Raw genomic sequence first — 19,522 nt, forward strand, 5'->3', positions numbered from 1 at the left:
ATATTTAGATTATTGAGATTGCTTCTTTTTTATAAAGGAGTTAGGTGCTAAACAAGGTGTTCATTTTGAACAAGAAAAGGCGAAAGGAGTGCGTTATGTAGCAGTAATTTGGTTGTGAGGAGTCTGACTTTATTTTTAGAATATTGAGGTGCGTCATGAAAAATCATCAGGAAAAAGTGTGTAAAAATTGGTTTATGAGAAAAAGCGGTAAGCGTTGGGTTTTTGGGTGTGCCCTGCTGGCTTTTGGAGCTTTCTTATTAGATGGCGGTGGAGTGGTTTATGCAGATGAGGGTAAGGCTAATCCAGCCCCTGCTCAGGTCTTGCAGGCTGATTCATCAGCTGTCTCGGAGCCTGAAAGCGGGCAAACAGCTACTCCTACAAGTAATGCCGATAAGACAGAAAACTCTGTTGCTGGAGAGACTGATGCGACGGAAGCGAGTGGTCAGGATGCAGCAGTAGAGTCAGCCAATCAAAAGACTGATAAGGAAAATCAAGCCACAGCAAATGCTAAAGAGACCAAACAGGAAGAAGACGAACAGCCAGCAGCGAAGGAAGTTGCTTCGGAAAAACTCCCTGCCTTAGAGACTGTAGATAAGCAGCCAGGCTTCAATACTAATTTGGCAGAAGCCAAGGGAGACAAAAATGGAGTTTGGGAAGTCCGGGAGCAAGGACTTTATAGTGATGCCAGAGGCAAAGGTGATAGTTTCCTTTACTCTCAAAGTCAGGGCAAGGATTTTGTTTACTCAACGGATGTAACCTTCCTCAGTAAGGAAGGGGCGGCAGCCCTCATTTTCCGCAGTAATAATAATTCGGATGACAAGAGCAGCTATGCGGTTAATATTGATGGTGGCAGCAACAATGTGAAGTTTTGGCGTTGGCAAGGCGGTCGGGACTATCAGTTTATCAATGAAAAACATATCGAGCCAACGGATGATAATAAATATCGGCTCAAGGTTGTTTCTATCGGCTCTTGGGTATCCTACTATGTCAATGATATCCTAGTGGCCAGCTCAGGAGATTACACGCTTCAGAGGGATGATAAGGGGCAGAATACTTATCTGTCAGAAGGCTATTTTGGCTTACTTAACTGGAACAGTGAGCTGCTTTTTCAAAATACCTTTTATAAAGAAATCACTCCTCAGTCTAATCCCGAGTTGGAGGATATAAGGGTGACTTCTTCGGTTGGGAAAGTGGAACAGAAAGGTCAGTTTACTGCTCCTATTACCATCCAGTATGTCAAACATGATGCTGAGACTGTAGACTTGACTGTCGTAGCGAAAAATCCTGCTGCTAAGGTAAGCGTGACGGATGCTGCAGGTAGGGTTTATAGTGATTTGAAGAATATTCCGCTGGCAGTGGGGGCAAACTATCTGACTGTAACCAGCACTGTGACGGATGCGGATGGGCAGGAGGTCAGCCTGACTTACCGGCTCAATGTCCATCGTCGGCAGGCAGATGAGGTATACTACAATGAGCTCTATCGCGGTCAGTACCACTATTCGGTCAAGGACGGTTGGGCCAATGATCCCAACGGGCTGGTTTATTATAAGGGAGTCTATCATTTCTTCTATCAGTTTTACGACGATACCAAGTGGGGACCTATGCACTGGGGTCATGCGACCAGCAAGGATTTGATTCATTGGGAAGAACAGCCGATTGCCTTTTATCCGGATGCTAATGGGGCTATGTTCTCAGGCTCTATCGTAGCAGATACTACCAATTCCTCTGGTTTATTTGACAATGACCAGGGCGGTTTAGTCGCACTGATTACTGCCGACGGAAACGGTCAGCGCATCAAGTTGGCCTATAGTAAAGATGAGGGCCGGACTTGGACGAAGCTTGATCAAATTGCAGCTGACTGGACGGATGATCCATTGCAGTCTCAGGATTTTCGTGATCCCAAGGTCTTCCGTTGGGAGGGCAAATGGTTTATGGTCGTTGCAGGCGGACCGCTGAGAATTTATTCGTCTGATAATCTGCGTAATTGGAAGGTCGAGTCAACTTATGCGGATCTCCATACGGAGTGCCCAGATCTCTATCCTCTACTGGCAGATGATGGTAGTCTAAAATGGGTCCTGTCTCGTGGCGGGCGCTCCTATAAGGTCGGTGATTTTAGACAGATGGAGGGCAAGTGGACCTTTGTCCCAGATGCTGAGTTTGCTCAGGCTGATCAGGTCATGAACTTTGGTAAAGATTCTTATGCGGCCATGACTTACTACGTTCAGGACTTTGGTAGTAAGGCTAATCCAACCCTACCCGACATTATCGAGTCTAACTGGATGAATACCTGGGAAGATTACTGTAATCTGGTAGCTGATACCGTCGGTCAGAAGTTCAACGGGACCTTCAATCTTAACCTCAAACTAGGCCTTATCAAGCAAGACGGCAGCTATCGGCTGACTCAGACGCCAATTACAGCTTATCAGTCTCTGCGTCAGGAAGACAAGGCTGTGTTGTATAAAGACGTGGAAGTTAGTGAGAAGAATGGGCTGTTGAAAGATTTTTCCGGTGATCAGTATGAAATTGTCTCTACTTTCCGTCCGAGTGAAACGACCAAGAAAGTCGGTTTTAACCTGCGGGTTGGAGATGGAGAAGTGACTAGAGTTACCTATGATTTAGAAAAGGAAACACTCTCTATTGACCGCAGTCAGTCCGGCATTCTTCTCAGTAATAAATTTGCTCAGGTGGATAGTCAGTCTGTCAAGCGCAATGCGGATGGCAGCATAGATCTGCATCTCTATGTGGATCGTTCCAGTCTAGAAGTCTTTGCCAAAGGGTATACTGTAGCGGGTGCCAATCAGATTTTCCCTGCACCAAATAGCCTTGCGGCTAGTGTTTTTGTAGAAGGTGGTGCTGCTAAGGCTGACATTGCTCTTTATCCGCTGAAGGGAGTCTGGAAAGACAAGCAGGCAGTGACCAAACCACTGGAACTAGTGCAGGCTTCTCCTGTAACAAATAATATTTATGTCGGTGATAGTTTAGATTTGAAAGCATATGTCATGCCAGCAAGTGTCTCTCAAGCGGTCAGTTGGAGTGTGGATCAGCCAGACCTAGTCTCTGTCACGGAAGATGGCAACAAGCTACGAGTGACTGCTCTGCAAAGGGGTGTGGTCAAGGTAACGGCAACCTCTAAGGAAAATCCAAGCCTTTCCAAGGTCTTCACCATCAATATTAGCCGTAATGACTTTAAGACCAATGTTCCAGATCTAAAGGCTGTTTCCGGTAAGTGGTATGTCGACGGTGAAAGTCTCTATAATCAGAATACCAGCGCCAATGATTATTATATGGGAGGTCAGAAGATTCCTTTCCCTGAGTATAACTTGGATGTGGACCTCAAGTATCAAAAAGGCTTGATTAATATTTTCTATGCGTCTGAAAATGTTGACCCTCGCAATGCCTATTCTATTCAATTTGGCGATAATGATAAGATTAGACTTTACCGCTTTATGGGGGAGACGATTGCAGAAAATAGCATGAATGGCAAGCATCTTAATGAAGGCCAGTTCCACCATGTTAAGCTAGTGAAAACTAAAAATGGTGTCAGTGTATCTGTGGACGGTGTAGAATACCTGAACCACCAATTTGATGCGGTTGAGCCTTATTATAATGATGCCTACGTCGGTCTGGGACTCTGGGATGGGGATTTGGAAGCTCGCAATTTCTTTGTGACCAATCTTCATGCCCCAGCAGTTAATAAGGCTTCTCTGCAGAAAGTGGTAGACAGTACGGCTAGTCTAGATCCAAGCCTCTACACAGATGAGACAGTTCAGGCTTACCAGTCAGCCTTGGCTCGAGCCCAGTCTCTCTTGGCAGATGAAAAAGCGGAGCAGGCAGATTTAGATAGAGCAGAACAGGATCTGAAGACAGCTCTTGCTACTCTGGCTGTGAAACCAAGTCATCAGGTCACTCCAGAAGAAGGGATAAAGGATCTAGTGGAAGAAAAGCCTTTCTTAGAAATCGTAATGGAAGAGATTGCATATCAGACCCGAGAACAGGAAAATCCAGAACTGGAACAAGGGCAGCGGCGGATACTTGTAGCCGGCCAAAAGGGTCAAAAGCGAGTCTTTGTAGAAGTCTTGAAGGGTCAGAGAACCATCCTCGGTCAGGAAGTGCTCTCTCTAGCAGTTGACGAACTAGTAGAAGTTGGCAGCAAGGTGGTGGTGGCTGAAAGTACTAAACAGCCTTTGACAAGGACCCAGCCTCAAGCTCTGAAGCAAGGTGAGGAAGGAAAAGTTATTCCGACGTCGAGATTGCAGTCAGCTCCCGACTCAGCTCTGCCTAAGACTGGCACTCAAGAAGATAAGTTTCTGCCTCTGGCTGGTTTAGCTTTTCTGGGAATGGGTCTTCTAGCTGGAAGGAAGAAACAAGGAGACTAAGGTGCTAAGCAATGGTTATTTGCACATAAAAAGGATGGGTGTTTTCCCGTCCTTTTTTGATATAATTACGGCTTGTGAAGTGATTCGTTTTTGGCTGAGCATGCTCCAGTATCTGGCAAGAAATTCCGCTACATCCATCTGCTTGCTTTTTAATTCTCTATCCGAACTTGCATCCGGATGAACATATCGCGGTGCTGCTCCTGGAGTTGTGGCTGTTCATGAATGACCTCGCAGATATAATCGCCCACAGGAGTATGTCCAGCTTGGGTCAGAGCCTGGTAAAAATGCGGCAGAACTTTAAGTTCATCTGCAAAGGAAGAGCAGTAAGCAACAGCATAATTTCCTGCCGGTAGCAACATTCGATTTAAGTGAGGGAGTTCATTGGGAGTATGATGGAAGAGACAGAGTTGCTTGGAAATCCATCTTTCTTTTTGGAAATCTTCTTGTTTCATAATGGAACCAACACGGCTGAAATGAGTGAAAAAAGGACTGTAACGCAGGATTTCTTGCTTGAAGCAGCGGAGAGCAAGTTCGTATTCTTCACTTTTCATTTGATAAATATTTTGAGCAATTTCAAAAATAAGCAGCTGCCGTTCAGGAAAAGTTTGGATTTCCAGTTCTTGCTCGCTCTGTTTTTCGCCATAGATACGGGCACCAGACCGAAAGATTTCGATTTCTTGGATTTGTTTTTCTAAATTCTCTTTTTCCTCTAGAAGGCGCTGATAGCGCTCTTCGATAAGCTGATGCAGTTGAAAATGGTCCTTGTCAGATAGAATTTCTTTGATGTCTTCTAGAGAAAAATTCAGTTGACGCAGGTACTGGATGGAGTCAACCAGAGAAGATTGATTGATGTGGTAGTAGCGATAGTTGGTTTCTGGATCGACTTTATAGGGTTTTAAAAGACCGATTTGGTCATAGAATCGTAGAGTTTGGATGGAAATCTGATTTATTTGGGAAAATTCTCCGATACGCAAAATTTTTTTCATTTTTTAAAACCCTCTATTGACTCTCTAGTTACTAGAGATATTATACTATAATTGTGAAAATAATAACAATTAATGGAGGGTTTGCCATGAGAAATACAAAAATTCGTGCTGTCCAGTATGGCTGCGGCAAGATGTCTAAAGTGATTTTCAAGTACCTACTGGATCACGGTGTAGAAATTGTCGGAGCTATTGATAACAATCCTGCTGTAGTAGGACAGGATGTTGGTGATTTTGCAGAGCTAGGCTATAAGACTGGTGTCCTGATTTCTGATAATGCTGAACGTGTCTTTGAAGAGTGTGACGCAGACATTGCCATTGTCACCATTGCTTCCTATATGCCGGAAATGTATGATTTTTTTGAAACAGCCATCAAGCATGGAGTTAATATCATCACGACCTGTGAGGAAGCGATCTATCCTTGGACGACGTCGCCATCCGAAACAAACCGCTTGGACAAGCTGGCTAAAAAATATGGTGTCACTGTAATGGGTTCAGGTATGCAGGATATTTACTGGATTAATATGCCTTGCTTGGCTATGTCTGGCCTTAATCACATTCAAAAGGTGAAAGGGATTGTCAGTTATAATGTGGAAGATTATGGTCTGGCTTTGGCAGAAGCGCATGGTGCTGGTTACGATTCAGAGCGATTTGAAAAGGAAATTGCCAGTGCTGAGAGTCTGCCGTCCTATATGTGGAATGCTGCTGAAGCTATTTGCTCTAAGATGAACTGGACCATTCAGGATATTTCACAAAAGAGTGTTCCTTACATTTTGGACGAAGATGTTTATTCTGAAACGCTGGGACGTACAGTTCCGGCGGGGCAAGTAACGGGTATGTCAGCTGTGACAACCATTCATACCCATCAGGGAATTGAGTTAGAAGTAGAGTGTATTGGCAAGGTCTATCGTGAAAATGACGGAGATATGTGTGATTGGGAAATTACTGGTGAGCCAAATCTAGTCTTCTCAGTCAGCAAGCCTGATACTGTAGCCTTGACCTGTGCCACTATCGTCAATCGAATCCCTTCTGTGTTAGATGCACCGGCAGGTTATGTGACTTCAGAGTTGGCGCGTGAGTTGGCCTATCCGACATATCCGCTTCATACCTATGTGGAAAAATAACAAAGCTTATAACTAAAAATACACCTCCCGCATCAATTTGGAGGTGTGTTTTTAAGTATTAGTCTTCCTTTTTCTTCAAAAGGAAGAGTCCAGCAGAGCAAGCGATTAAAATACTTGCTAGCTTGAAGCCTTCAGTCATTTCCTGTGTTCCAGTTTTTGGAAGAGAGTCTCTGCTATAGGTCAAAGGAATCTCTTGAACAGGCTCAACTTTAGTTGCGGGTTTAAAATCAAGTCTTGTTTGATTTGGAGCTTGATAAGTCTTGCTTGGAGCCTGGTAAGTAGGAGGTGTTAATGGCTGAGGTTTAGGAATTGGATTTGGAGTTGGACTTGGCAAAATATAATCTGTCAAGTTTGCCAACTGACTACCAAAAACAGCATTGGATATCCAACGGTAGAAGTGAATTGTATGCAAGCGGTTGGTAGGATTTCCAGCATATACAAATAATGGATTTTCATTGTATTTCCCAGAGATAGCTACAATTTTGTTAGCCAGTTTTTCGTTGCCTGGCCACCATCCAGCTATATAGTAATCACTGCCAGCGATTGTTGCCAAAGTTTTGAAGTTAGCTGGAGCCTTGGCAATCCAGTTTCCTGAGTTAGAATAGAAGAGGTCGTTCTTATTATAGCCACTAGTCAGCGGGTCTTGATCATCTATAATTGCTTTCATGAGGCCTTCAAAATCACTGCCACCAGAGAATTTTTCAGCGTTAAATCCGTCGATAAGACCCAGTTTTTCTAATCTTTGCATAGCAGAACCACCAACGACGATGGTTGGCTTGAGACCGACCAGAGATTTGTCAAAATTATTGCTTTCTAAAACAACAACATCAGCTTCCTCTGGGGTATCGACAAGATCAAAGCCTAGATTTTTTAGTGCAAGAGCTGTATGTGTAGGCGAATCAACACCTGCCCAATAAAATTGATGAGGAGGTGAATAGACTTTCAGGGCTTTCAGGCTTGGGCCGTTAGGAACCTTATAGAGTGCATCCCCGTAGATGGCATAATCTCCCAGCAGGTTTTCGAATGTCGGCGTATCAACGATATAGCCATCGTCTGTTAGATAGACTTTCTTTCCTTGGCGAATAGCTTGGTTAACAGCTTTTACGGCACTGTCGGATGTATTTGCGATCACGTAGTAAGGAGCCGAGTGGTTAATTTCGCTTGTACGAGTAGCACGAAGAGCTGTTACGTCTCCTAATTTTCCGTCAAAGAGTTTATCTTTGAAGACCGCTTCCGCTTTAAAGCCACGCATGTCTGGGAAATTCACTAAAAGTTCGGCATACATAGCTGACCAAGCGGATTCATTAGAACCTTTATAAAGGATATGGTTGGCATAGCCTCGTTTAGCTTGGGCCATATCAACAACCAGGTCCCCTTTCTTATAGTTGCCTACATCTTCCTTCAATTCTTTAAGAGTGACACCATTTCTCTTGAAGTATTCAATCATATTGAAGGCTTGTTGGGAATCGTTGTTTTTATCAAGTCCCATCGGAATGACATAATAGTCAGGGAAGAATTTCTTTTGGCCATTCTTGATCCGTCCAACGACCTTACCATCAGGTCCTACTAATTCATTCTCTGCTTTAGGGTCTTCTACCTTATTGATACCTCTGAGATAGAAGTTGAGGCGCATTTCCATTAATTTATCAGGGTTTTGAGATAAGTAAGAAATACCGCCCAATACTGCGTGGTATCCAGCTTTATAGGACTCTTGATTTCCTTCAGGTATTTCGATTGTATGTCCTAAGATACCATGGTACATAGCGTAAACTCCAGTATAGCCTGAGAAGGAATCGTCCCAGCCATCACCCCAGTCTAGTTTAGGGATAATATAGCTGTCATACTTAGAGTTAGCAACGCCGGCACGTCCCATGTGGTGGGCGTTTTCCAGCATATTTTCTGACAAGAGGTCATATTCGAAGTTGGGATCATGAGGTGGTGTTGCTGGTTCGATCAAGAATTCTTTAATGAATCCATGGATGTCATAAAGAGCAATAGGATTCCATTTATTGATGAGACCAGCGACAGTTCGAGTTTCAGGGTTGGCCTGATAACTTGTGTCCCGGTTTGGGTCAATTCCATTAGCGAGTGCACGAGTATTGGCAACATCTCCGTCCGGATTTTCTGTGAAGTCAAATAAGAAAATAAATTTCTTGAGGAGTTCCTTGACACTAAGAGTAACATTTTTGGCAAGGCCATTGGCATCAGTTGTCTGGAAAGAAATGGTATCTTTAGTGGCAAAAGTATTGAAAAGTCCGGTGATGATGTCGATGGCGGGCTGTTCATCAGCATGGGTATTGTTGATCAGGACTGGGAGCTTATAATCCAGTGTACCGTTCTTTAAGGCAGCCAGCATTTCGGCAGGTTTTGTGAGGGCTTTTGGATTGGTTGTATTGAGGTAGTCATCGATGCTCTTTTGATCGGAGCTAATGATGCCCAGTTTGACATCTCGTCCTTGCGCGCTCTTGCCAATCGTTTCGATTTGGACCAAACGATCATCTTTAGCTTCTTGCCGACTTTTTTCGATAGAGGCCAGCATTTCGTCGTGGGTATGGAAGTCTTCATATGGTCTTAGGACAATGTTTTTGCGAATAGTAAGTCCTAAATCTTCACTGACCCCGACTAATTCATGATTTCCCATAAAATTGCGGTAGGTTCTGCGAATATTGTTGGGTGTTCGTAAACTCAGATCTTGGCCAAATAGTTCGTTAAATTTCAGAGATAGCTTGAGGTCGTTTCCTTCGGCTTTTTCTTCTATGGTAACAAAAGGATCTCCGGAGAAGGTACCGTCTTCCATTTTCCATGTTTTCCACTCGCTAATTGGCTTATTATCAAGTGTCCAGTTAATTTTGTTGGCTTTGGCACCTTGTTCTTGAACGGTTTCCTCAATGCTTGCTTTTTCAGACATATAAACCTTACTGTCCGCAAGCTGAACTTTTGAGTCTTCGCTACTTGCTGCACGTGTTTCAGACTTATCAGGTGCAGTAGTGTTTTCAGAGCTAGTTTCCTTTTTGTTTTCTGCTCCTGTGGCTGGGCTAGTAGCCGTTTCGCTTGTAGTCTTATCCGATTCGGCTACAGGCTGAGTTTCCTTATTAGCAGTATCTGCCTGAGGTTGATCAGAATGATCTTCTGTTTTCTCGGCACTGACCGGAGTAGGATTTTCGACAAGACTACTTACAGGACTTGCTTCTTGTGGCGCTTCAGTCGGATTTAGCGTATCGGCAGCTACGTTTCCTTGGGCTAGAACAGCTAGAAGGGTTGCGGCTGACAGGCTAAGAACCTGAGTATATAAGCGTTTCTTATAGGTGTCTTTCATAAGAGACCTCCTTTGTAATGTGTTCTTTAATCTTACTATATCAATTTTTGTAATCGTTTTCAAGAAAAAGCATAGATAAAAAATATGCTTTCAATAGACAAATCTGAGAATCTTGTCTTGCAATTCCATCTATGAGCCTTGTCGAACAAGAAATGACGGGCTTATTTTATATGGATGAATTATGGATTCCTGCCTAAAATAGAAGAGTGAGAAGAAAGCATGTATAAGCTCGTCTGAGGAATTTCTACAATTCCATGCAAAATCACATCTTTTATGCTACAATAATACAAACAAAAAATGGATTGGAGTCGACAATGAAAGCAATTATTACGGTTGTTGGGAAAGATAGATCAGGGATTGTTGCGGGAGTCTCAACTAAGATTGCAGAGTTGGGATTGAATATAGATGATATTTCACAGACAGTTTTGGATGAATTTTTTACGATGATGGCTGTTGTTTCAAGTGAAGAAAAACAAGATTTTGCAGCTCTTCGTAGTGAATTTGAAAGCTTTGGTCAGACTCTTAACGTCAAAATCAATATTCAAAGTGCAGCTATTTTTGATGCCATGTACAATATCTAAGGAGTGAAGGATGGATATTAGACAAGTTACAGAAACCATTGCCATGATTGAGGAGCAGAATTTCGACATTCGGACTATCACCATGGGTATTTCACTCTTGGACTGCATCGATACAGACATTGATCTGGCTGCTGAGAAGATTTACCAAAAAATCACGACCAAGGCTAAAAATTTGGTGGCAGTTGGGGACGAAATTGCTGCAGAGCTCGGGATTCCTATCGTCAACAAGCGGGTCTCAGTGACTCCGATTTCTCTGATCGGAGCGGCTACGGATGCTACAGATTATATTCCTTTGGCTAAGGCTCTGGATCGAGCGGCTAAGGAAATCGGAGTAGACTTTATCGGTGGTTTCTCTGCCTTGGTCCAAAAGGGCTATCAAAAAGGCGATGAAATTCTCATTAATTCTATTCCACGAGCTTTAGCGGAGACGGACAAGGTCTGTTCTTCTGTCAATATCGGTTCAACAAAAACTGGTATTAATATGACGGCAGTTGCAGATATGGGACGGATTATTAAGGAAACAGCCCAACTGTCTGACATGGGTGCAGCTAAATTGGTCGTCTTTGCCAATGCGGTAGAGGACAATCCTTTCATGGCGGGTGCCTTTCATGGTGTCGGTGAAGCAGATGTGGTCATCAACGTCGGTGTTTCAGGACCTGGTGTTGTCAAGCGGGCTTTGGAAAAGGTTCGTGGTGAGAGCTTTGATGTGGTGGCTGAAACAGTCAAGAAAACGGCCTTCAAGATTACGCGTATCGGTCAGTTGGTTGGTCAGATGGCTAGCGAGCGTCTGGGCGTTAAGTTTGGGATTGTTGACTTGAGTTTGGCTCCAACGCCAGCAGTCGGAGACTCAGTGGCCCGTGTTTTGGAAGAAATGGGCTTAGAAACAGTAGGTACCCATGGCACAACAGCAGCGCTTGCCCTGCTCAATGACCAAGTCAAAAAAGGTGGTGTTATGGCCTGCAATCAGGTTGGCGGACTATCTGGTGCTTTCATCCCTGTGTCAGAAGACGAGGGCATGATTGCGGCTGTACAAAATGGCTCGCTCAATCTAGAAAAGTTAGAAGCTATGACAGCCATCTGCTCAGTAGGTTTGGATATGATTGCCATCCCTGAGGCGACACCGGCTGAAACTATCGCAGCCATGATTGCCGATGAAGCAGCGATTGGTGTCATCAATCAGAAGACAACAGCTGTGCGGATTATTCCAAAAGGCAAGGAAGGCGATATGATCGAATTTGGCGGGCTCTTGGGAACAGCTCCGGTTATGAAGGTCAACCAAGCTTCGTCAGCTGCCTTTATTGCGCGTGGTGGACAGATTCCAGCGCCCATTCACAGTTTTAAAAATTAATAAGAAAATCAGGTCTGTGCAGACAGGCCTTTTCGATTGAACAAGGAGAAGAGATGACAAAAACGAGATTATTTATCATTCGGCATGGGAAGACAATGTTTAATACCATTGGTAGAGCTCAAGGTTGGTCCGATACTCCTCTGACAGCTGAAGGGGAACGTGGTATTCGAGCGTTGGGGATTGGATTAAGAAAATCAGGCCTTTCTTTTGTAAAAGCTTACTCAAGTGACTCGGGTCGAACCATTCAGACTATGGGGATTGTGTTGGAGGAACTTGGCTTAACTGGGCAAATCCCTTATACCTTTGATAAAAGAATCCGAGAGTGGTGTTTTGGCAGTTTTGATGGTGCTTATGGTGGAGAACTTTTCCACGGTGTCATTCCTCGTGTTTTGAAGACAGATAACTACAAGGAACTTAGCCTACCGGACTTAGCGAATGGCTTGGTTGAAGTAGATACTGCAGGTTGGGCGGAACCATGGGATAAACTCAGTGGTCGAATTTTAGAAGGTTTTGAAGCTATTGCAAAAGATGTTGAGGCTTCAGGTGGTGGTAACGCTTTGGTAGTCAGTCATAGTATGACAATCGGTACACTTGCTTATTTAATTGACGAAGAGATTAAGAAAAATCCTGGTGTTGAAAATGGAAGTGTGACGGTTGTCGAATGTGCTAATGGAAAGCTATCCATTGAAAGTTTGGGAGATGTGTCCTATCGTCAAACTGGTGCAGAGGTTTTAAATAGTCGCTGACAGGAATGGTCTTGATTTTTTCCTAAAAGTGGTATAATAAAGGAAGAATAAGGGAGGCAAGTAAATGTCAAAAACAAGATTGTATATCGTCCGTCACGGTAAAACCATGTTTAATACAATTGGTCGAGCTCAAGGTTGGTCGGATACCCCTCTGACAGATGAAGGTGAACGAGGAATTCGAGAGCTAGGATTGGGACTAAAAGATGCTGGTATAGACTTTAAGCGGGCTTATTCAAGCGATAGTGGTCGGACTATTCAAACTATGGGAATCATTTTAGAAGAGCTGGGTTTGAGAGATAAGATCCCTTACCGTACAGACAAACGCATTCGTGAATGGTGCTTTGGTAGCTTTGATGGGGCCTATGACGGTGAACTCTTTATGGGTGTTATGCCCCGTGTCTTTCATGTCGAACATGTTCATCAACTTAGCTATCCGGAATTAGCAGAAGGATTGGTAGAAGTGGACACAGCGGGCTGGGCAGAATCTTGGCCTAAACTCAGTGGCCGTATTTTAGATGGTTTTGAGAGTATTGCTAAAGAAGTTGAGGCGCTAGGAGGAGGAAATGCTCTGATTGTCAGTCATGGTATGACGATTGGAACCTTCGCTTGGTTGATTGACCACGCAACGCCTCGAGGTTTAGGCCTGCACAACGGCAGTGTAACTGTAGTAGACTACGAAGATGGTAAGTTTACGATTGACCGGATTGGTGATATGTCTTATCGTGAAGTGGGCGCCAAAGTAATGGAGTAATAAGTTGAAACACGCTAAACATCTAAGAGTAAAAAGGAAATCCAAGGCTAAGAAGGTTGGCTTGACTATCTTACTATTACTTATCTCGACCTTAGTCATAGGTGGAACGGTTATTTATTTCCGCCCCTCCTTACTGAAGAATCTTCTCAGCTATGTTCAGGTTTCGAGTCAAGGGAGTAGTGCTACTAAGCTAAGTAGCTCTAAATCTTCAGAGTTAACAAGTTCGGATTCTGATTTACCCAAGGTATCCTCGGCGGATTGGAATTTAGTCTTGGTTAACCGTGATAACCTACAGGAGGAAAAGATGCCATCTTTGACTCGGGTTGGAGAAATTCGGGTGGATAGTCGTATTGCTGAAAATACTCGGCAGTTTCTTGCTGCAGCTCAGACCGTAGCTCCAGGAGAAATATTAATTTCTGGTTATCGGAGTCGTGCAGAGCAAGAAGAGCTCTTTAATGAGAATGTTGCAGCAGAAGAGTCTAAGGGCCTGTCACATGAAGAGGCTGTCAGTGCTGTCCAGAAACAGATTCAGATTCCAGGAGCTAGTGAACATCAAACAGGTTTGGCTATTGATATGAGTGTTCCTGAAGGGCTGGAGGATGAACTAGCAGCTAAGATAGCTCAACTAGCACCTCAATATGGCTTTGTCCTTCGCTATCCCGAAGGCAAGAGTAATATTACTGGGGTTGATTTTGAACACTGGCATTACCGCTATGTCGGCGTAGAGAACGCCCAGTATATGCAAAAGCACAATCTAGTTCTGGAAGAGTACATCGCACTGCTAAAGGCAACAGAAAAATAAATCAAGTAAGTCAGGTGTTCCTGGCTTTTTTTATCGAGAAATTTGCATTATGATGACTAATGTGATATATTTATAACATAAGATGTGATATATTTATAACACAGAAGGAGGATCTATCATGAAAATAAGTCAAAAGTTAGCCTTGTTACTACCTTTGTGGATTCTGGTCTTATGGGGAGATTGGGCGGTTTTATCTGGGGCTGTTCGATTTAGCTTGCTGGAAAAGTTGATATTAATTGGTGGGACAGGAATTGGTCTATTTTTTGCTACTTGGGGTGCTTTAAAAAGCAAACAAAATGAAGTTAGGGAGAGGAAGATTTTCTCTATTAAAGAAAAATTAAATGGTATCCTCGTTTTATCTGCTTCGTCTATCTATACACTAGGCATTTGGCTCAGTACACCACCTGCTGGTCTTTTAAAAGAAATCGTGATGGCAGTAGGTCTCCTAGTGCAGCTGGTTTTTCTTGGTTACTTTATCTTAAGAAAAGCAGATGAAGAAGCAGATGAGCGTTTTTATGCAAATCTATCTAAGGCTGCCATGACAGCATTTGCTAGCAGCATAGTTGTTCTGTTAACCTTAGCCTTGCTGTTAACGATCGTGAAGGGGCTGTATATTCCAGGAGGTATCTTTTTTATAGTGGCAGGGGTGCTGGTCTTACTTTTCAATTTTGTATTCATGTATTTGGAAAGTAGAGGGGCATGATGGGTAAAGCAAGCAACCTTATTACAAGTTTGAAGTCAACTCGAGAATCTCGTGGCATGACCCAGCAAGAGTTGGCAGAGCGTATCGGTGTCAGGCGAGAGACCATTTTGCATTTAGAAAATAATCGTTACAATCCTTCTCTCGAAATGGCTCTAAAAATTGCACGAGTCTTTGATTTGAAAATAGAGGATCTATTTGAGCTAAAAGAATAATTTAAGCAAGATTCCTATATAAACTCTTGACAACTATATCGGACTACGATATAATGAATATATCAAGATTCGATATATCGAAGTAAAAGGGAGAAGCAAAGATGAGTGGATTGACAGAAAAACTCAGGCGAGTCTATGTACCGATGACAGAGACAGGATTCTATATTCTCTTTTGTCTCCAGAAAGAAAGGCATGGCTACAGTATTACTCAAAAAGTCAAGGAATTGACAGATGGGCAACTATCTATCAGTCCCGGAACCATGTATGGAACCTTGTCCAAAATGGAAAAGGATGGTCTGATTGCCTTTGTTCGCGAGGAAGAAAAGAGGAAACTCTACCAGATTACAGATCTTGGGCAGAAGATTTTGAACTTGGAAATTCAGCGGATTGAGCGCCTTTACCGGAATAGTAAGGAGGATGTTTGATGGGAAAGAAAGTCGTCTACAGGATCTTTACCATTGCAGACTACGATAGAGAAGCGTCCTATTTTAAAAAGATGCATGGCCAGGGCTGGAAGTTGAAAAAAGTAAACTATTCCCCTTTTATAATTGCAGTTCGTTATACTTTTGAAAAAACTTCACCTCAGGAAATGGCTTATCAATTAGATTTTCGTCCTATAAAGATGGCGGAGCGAGACTCCTATTATCAACTATTCAAAGATTGTGGTTGGGAGCATATTACAAATTTTAATCAATTTTCCTATTTCCGCAAGCCAGCTTCTCAGCTTGATGCGGAAAGTGACCTTGAGATCTATAATGATGCCTGGTCTAAGCTAGAAATGGTTAAGCGTTTGCTTATATGGCGGTTTTTGCCAGCCCTTGTAGCTTTGTTTTTTGCTACTTATTTAGTTTTAAGTTTAGCTCAAAAAGGTTCAGATGTAGATTGGCTAGTAAAATGTATCTTGCTAATAGATACGGTATTGTTATTTATTTTATTTGGTCAACTGGTTCATATCGGCTTGAGTTTCTGGAGAAAGAAGCAGGAGCTCAAAGACTGATAAGCTTTTTATCGATTGTTTTTATGAAAGCGAGGATAATGATGAAAAAAATGATTATTGAAGTTCAAGGCTTAAAAAAGAAGTTCAAAGAACAAGAAGCCTTGGCAGGAATTGATTTTTCCATTCAAGAAGGAGAAATTTTTGGCTTCCTAGGACCATCTGGATCAGGAAAAACAACGACCATTAATATCTTGACTGGGCAGCTTAAGGCAGATGCTGGAACAGCTCATGTGCTGTCTGAAACGGTTGAGGATTTAAAGGTAGAAGTCCTGGAGCAGATAGGGATTGTCAGTGATACGAGTGGCTTTTATGAGAAGATGTCACTCTATAACAATCTCAAGGCCTATGCTATGATCTTTGGTGTTGATATGAAGAAAGTTGATGAGCTTCTTCAAAAAGTGGGGCTCTATGATAGTCGCAACAAGGTGGCTGAAAAACTATCTACAGGTATGAAGCAACGGATGCTATTGGTCCGTGCCTTGATTAATCAGCCTAAATTGCTCTTTTTGGATGAGCCGACCAGTGGTTTGGACCCGTCAACTTCCCGAACAATCCATGACTTGCTACTGGAACTAAAAGCTCAGGGAACAACTATTTTTCTGACAACTCATGATATGCAGGAAGCTACACTTTTGTGCGATCGTTTGGCTTTATTGCATAAGGGTAAGTTGGTCGAAGTAGGCAGTCCGCATGAGATTATCCAAAAGTACAATACAGATAAGAAAGTTCGTTTAGAATATGTAGATTTGACAACGAAGACGGTGGCCTTTGAGGAATTGCAAGGAGGCATGGATCTGTCAACTGTTATCAGTATTCATTCTTGCGAACCAACTTTAGAAGATGTTTTCATCACTTTGACAGGAGGTACCTTAAATGTCTAATAAATTAAAAGGGATGATTTGGCTGAGAGGTCAAGTGACATTAGCAAATAAAAGTATTCTATTACAAGTTCTCATGCCAGTTTTCTTCGTTTTTCTTTATAAATTTATTTTTTCACTGAATGGAGCGGGTCAAGAACTGGGAGCAGACAGACTAGCTACCTTGTTAATGAATATTTCTTTGCCCTTCTCTTTAGCCATGTCTGTTGGGACACCCATTATTATCATCTTAGCTGAGGAAAGGGAAAAACATAATTTGCAAAGTTTGCGCTTGGCTGGTGTGACAGCGGGTCAATACATTCTTTCCGCTTTAATCTGGCCGGCGATTATTGGGATTTTTTATATCGTCGTTACCCCGATTTTGATAGGAGCCAAGCTTTCTAATCAGGTATTCAGCTATGGTTTGGTTCTCTTGTTAACCTTGCTAGTCTTAATTTTCTTCTTCTTAATGGTTGGTCTGTTTTGTAAAAATCAGGTTATGGCCCAATCCCTTAGTGTTCCGGCTATGCTCTTGGTAGCTTTTATTCCTATGTTTTCAAATATGAATGAGGATTTATTTAAGGTTCTGCGTTATAGCTTTTTGGGCCTCTTTACTATTTTTATGAAAGATTGGTCTAACTTCCAATTTTGGAGTGGAGAACTTTTGGCTCTCGTTCTCTGGCTACTTCTTTTTGCAGGACTTTCCTTCTACTTAATGAGTCACATGAAATCCTTGGATGATTAAACTAGGTCTTTAGACTGATTTTTAGCACTCTTGTAAAAAGAGTGCTAATTTTTTGAGTTTTTATCTTGACATTGTTTCGGAAGAGTGTATAATAGAATCATGAGTTAGCACTCAAAGTGATCGAGTGCTAATAAAGAAGGAAATCTTGAATGGAGGTGGTGTCGTGGTAACGGAGCGTCAAAATGAGATTTTAAATTTGATTATTGATATCTTTACCAAGACTCACGAGCCAGTAGGATCTAAAGCTTTACAGGATTCTATCAATTCGAGTAGTGCTACTATCCGAAATGATATGGCTGCTCTGGAAAAACAGGGACTTCTGGAAAAGGCTCATACATCTAGTGGCCGTAAACCCAGTGTTGCTGGTTTTCAGTACTTCGTCAAGCATTCGCTATCGTTTGATCGTCTCGCTGAGAATGAACTCTATGAGGTTATCAAGGCCTTTGACCATGAGTTTTTCAACTTGGAGGACATTCTTCAACAGGCAGCGGACCTTCTAGCTAAGCTGAGTGGTTGCACAGTTGTTACCTTGGATGTCGAACCCAGTCGGCAGCGTTTGACAGCATTTGATATCGTAGTACTCAGTCAGCATACGGCTCTAGCAGTCTTCACTCTAGATGAGTCCAATACTATCACCAGTCAGTTTATGATTCCGCGTAACTTCCTAAAAGAAGACTTGGATAGGCTTAAAGCCTTGGTGCAGGAGCGTTTTTTGGGACAGACAGTCTTGGATATTCACTACAAGATTCGGACGGAAATTCCCCAGATTATCCAGCGCTATTTCACTACGACTGATAATGTCATTCATCTTTTTGAGCATATCTTCGGTGATATTTTTAAAGAGAATGTTATTGTGTCCGGCAAGGTTGGTTTGTTGAATTTTTCAGATTTGAAGGCCTATCAATTCTTGGATGATTCACAGAAGGTGGCCTTTGAGATTAGAGATAGTCTAGCCGAGGATCAGATGCAAAGTGTGCGCGTGGCAGATAGCCGAGAAAGTTGCTTGGCTGACTTGACCATTATTTCTAGCAAATTCCTGATTCCTTACCGAGGATTTGGAGTTCTAGCAGTTATTGGGCCAGTCAATCTCGACTATCAGCGAGTGGTTAGTCAGGTTAATGTGATTAATCGTGTCTTGACTATGAAACTGACGGACTTCTATCGCTACCTCAGTAGTAATCACTATGAAGTCCACTAATTACAGTATAATCATTCCTAAAAAGGAGGTGCCTTGTGGCAAAACATAAACATAAAGAACATCCAGAAGATGTAGAAGTAAAAGAGGAAGCAGTAGAAACATCTGAGCAAGCTGAATCTGCAAGCCCCGAAAAATCAGAATTAGAACTAGCAAATGAGCGGGCAGATGATTTTGAAAACAAATATCTTCGTGCCCATGCAGAAATGCAGAACATTCAACGCCGTGCCAATGAAGAACGTCAGCTCTTGCAACGCTATCGTAGTCAAGATCTAGCAAAAGCGATTCTACCTTCTTTGGACAACCTTGAGCGTGCTCTTGCCGTTGAAGGATTGACAGATGATGTCAAAAAAGGATTGGAAATGGTGCAAGAAAGCTTGGTTCATGCTCTCAAAGAAGAGGGCATCGAAGAAATTCCGGCCGATGGAGAATTTGACCATAACTATCACATGGCTATTCAAACAGTTCCAGCTGATGACGAACATCCAGCGGATACCATCGCACAAGTCTTCCAAAAAGGCTACAAACTCCATGACCGCATCCTAAGACCGGCTATGGTGGTAGTATATAACTAGGCTAGAGAACTTAAAAACTTGTCCGAAATGACAATAAACTATGAAGAAAGATAAGAAGAAATTGTTCAGCTTTGTAATAGTGAGCGAAGCGAACAAAAGACGATACTCTTCGCCGTGGTGTTATTTGCGCAAACTTTGAGACCTTAGGCTCAAAGTTTAGTCAAAGAGATTGACGAAGTCAAGCTCTGACGGCGTCGCCACCTAAGAAGAG

Annotated in this window: 17 protein-coding genes; 15 read left to right on the forward strand and 2 right to left on the reverse strand. The window is 42.7% G+C overall.

The features are described from left to right. Positions 1 to 155: 155 nt before the first annotated feature. Positions 156 to 4,376 (forward strand): GH32 C-terminal domain-containing protein, encoded by a 4,221-nt coding sequence (locus tag HMPREF2780_RS04190; protein ID WP_105026217.1) that lies wholly within the window; start codon positions 156 to 158, stop codon positions 4,374 to 4,376. Between the two features lie 149 nt (positions 4,377 to 4,525). Here HMPREF2780_RS04190 and HMPREF2780_RS04195 read toward each other — a convergent pair whose 3' ends face one another. Then, positions 4,526 to 5,362 carry a MerR family transcriptional regulator gene (locus HMPREF2780_RS04195; protein WP_105026218.1) on the reverse strand — a complete coding sequence of 279 codons (837 nt, stop codon included), beginning with the start codon at positions 5,360 to 5,362 and terminating at the stop codon, positions 4,526 to 4,528. 86 nt (positions 5,363 to 5,448) lie between these two features. Here HMPREF2780_RS04195 and HMPREF2780_RS04200 point away from each other — a divergent pair, with 86 nt between their 5' ends. Continuing rightward, positions 5,449 to 6,483 (forward strand): NAD(P)H-dependent amine dehydrogenase family protein, encoded by a 1,035-nt coding sequence (locus HMPREF2780_RS04200; protein WP_105026219.1) that lies wholly within the window; start codon positions 5,449 to 5,451, stop codon positions 6,481 to 6,483. Between the two features lie 58 nt (positions 6,484 to 6,541). Here HMPREF2780_RS04200 and HMPREF2780_RS04205 read toward each other — a convergent pair whose 3' ends face one another. Next, entirely contained in the window at positions 6,542 to 9,799 is a 3,258-nt protein-coding gene (locus tag HMPREF2780_RS04205; RefSeq protein WP_105026220.1) for an LPXTG-anchored zinc carboxypeptidase, read from the reverse strand. A gap of 314 nt (positions 9,800 to 10,113) precedes the next feature. On the opposite strand from HMPREF2780_RS04205, the gene HMPREF2780_RS04210 reads away from it, so the two are divergent. From HMPREF2780_RS04210 to grpE, 13 genes are all read left to right on the forward strand, one after another. Then, on the forward strand, positions 10,114 to 10,380 hold the full coding sequence (locus HMPREF2780_RS04210) for an ACT domain-containing protein (protein WP_011999901.1): 267 nt from the start codon (positions 10,114 to 10,116) through the stop codon (positions 10,378 to 10,380). A gap of 10 nt (positions 10,381 to 10,390) precedes the next feature. Continuing rightward, complete coding sequence (locus tag HMPREF2780_RS04215; protein WP_053794142.1) at positions 10,391 to 11,728, forward strand: PFL family protein; 1,338 nt, start codon at positions 10,391 to 10,393, stop codon at positions 11,726 to 11,728. Between the two features lie 53 nt (positions 11,729 to 11,781). Then, complete coding sequence (locus tag HMPREF2780_RS04220) at positions 11,782 to 12,474, forward strand: histidine phosphatase family protein (RefSeq protein WP_082307196.1); 693 nt, start codon at positions 11,782 to 11,784, stop codon at positions 12,472 to 12,474. Between the two features lie 64 nt (positions 12,475 to 12,538). Further along, a complete protein-coding gene (locus tag HMPREF2780_RS04225) occupies positions 12,539 to 13,225 on the forward strand; it encodes a histidine phosphatase family protein (RefSeq protein WP_061597237.1) in 687 nt (228 codons plus the stop codon). Between the two features lie 4 nt (positions 13,226 to 13,229). Continuing rightward, positions 13,230 to 14,027 (forward strand): M15 family metallopeptidase, encoded by a 798-nt coding sequence (locus HMPREF2780_RS04230; protein ID WP_105026221.1) that lies wholly within the window; start codon positions 13,230 to 13,232, stop codon positions 14,025 to 14,027. Positions 14,028 to 14,145: 118 nt separating this feature from the next. After that, the gene (locus tag HMPREF2780_RS04235) at positions 14,146 to 14,730 is read left to right on the forward strand and encodes a DUF3796 domain-containing protein (RefSeq protein ID WP_045772842.1); all 585 of its coding nucleotides are present in this window, start codon (positions 14,146 to 14,148) and stop codon (positions 14,728 to 14,730) included. Next, positions 14,730 to 14,942, forward strand: a complete 213-nt coding sequence (locus tag HMPREF2780_RS04240; protein WP_041789527.1) for a helix-turn-helix transcriptional regulator — start codon at positions 14,730 to 14,732, stop codon at positions 14,940 to 14,942. Before HMPREF2780_RS04235 ends, HMPREF2780_RS04240 begins: the two co-directional genes overlap by 1 nt. Positions 14,943 to 15,043: 101 nt before the next feature. Then, positions 15,044 to 15,367, forward strand: a complete 324-nt coding sequence (locus HMPREF2780_RS04245; protein WP_008808411.1) for a PadR family transcriptional regulator — start codon at positions 15,044 to 15,046, stop codon at positions 15,365 to 15,367. Then, the gene (locus HMPREF2780_RS04250) at positions 15,367 to 15,939 is read left to right on the forward strand and encodes a DUF2812 domain-containing protein (protein WP_105026222.1); all 573 of its coding nucleotides are present in this window, start codon (positions 15,367 to 15,369) and stop codon (positions 15,937 to 15,939) included. The genes HMPREF2780_RS04245 and HMPREF2780_RS04250 overlap by 1 nt, the downstream gene beginning before the upstream one ends. Positions 15,940 to 15,962: 23 nt before the next feature. After that, the gene (locus HMPREF2780_RS04255; RefSeq protein WP_045772844.1) at positions 15,963 to 16,820 is read left to right on the forward strand and encodes an ABC transporter ATP-binding protein; all 858 of its coding nucleotides are present in this window, start codon (positions 15,963 to 15,965) and stop codon (positions 16,818 to 16,820) included. After that, positions 16,813 to 17,541, forward strand: coding sequence for an ABC transporter permease (locus HMPREF2780_RS04260; RefSeq protein WP_045772845.1), 729 nt, complete (start codon positions 16,813 to 16,815; stop codon positions 17,539 to 17,541). Before HMPREF2780_RS04255 ends, HMPREF2780_RS04260 begins: the two co-directional genes overlap by 8 nt. A gap of 163 nt (positions 17,542 to 17,704) precedes the next feature. Then, entirely contained in the window at positions 17,705 to 18,739 is a 1,035-nt protein-coding gene (gene hrcA, locus HMPREF2780_RS04265; protein WP_105026306.1) for a heat-inducible transcriptional repressor HrcA, read from the forward strand. A 35-nt stretch (positions 18,740 to 18,774) separates the two neighbouring features. Then, positions 18,775 to 19,311 (forward strand): nucleotide exchange factor GrpE, encoded by a 537-nt coding sequence (gene grpE, locus HMPREF2780_RS04270; protein ID WP_045772846.1) that lies wholly within the window; start codon positions 18,775 to 18,777, stop codon positions 19,309 to 19,311. Positions 19,312 to 19,522 lie beyond the last annotated feature (211 nt).

This window comes from Streptococcus sp. HMSC062B01 (assembly GCF_001811085.1).
Classification (GTDB): Bacteria; Bacillota; Bacilli; order Lactobacillales; family Streptococcaceae; genus Streptococcus; species Streptococcus gordonii.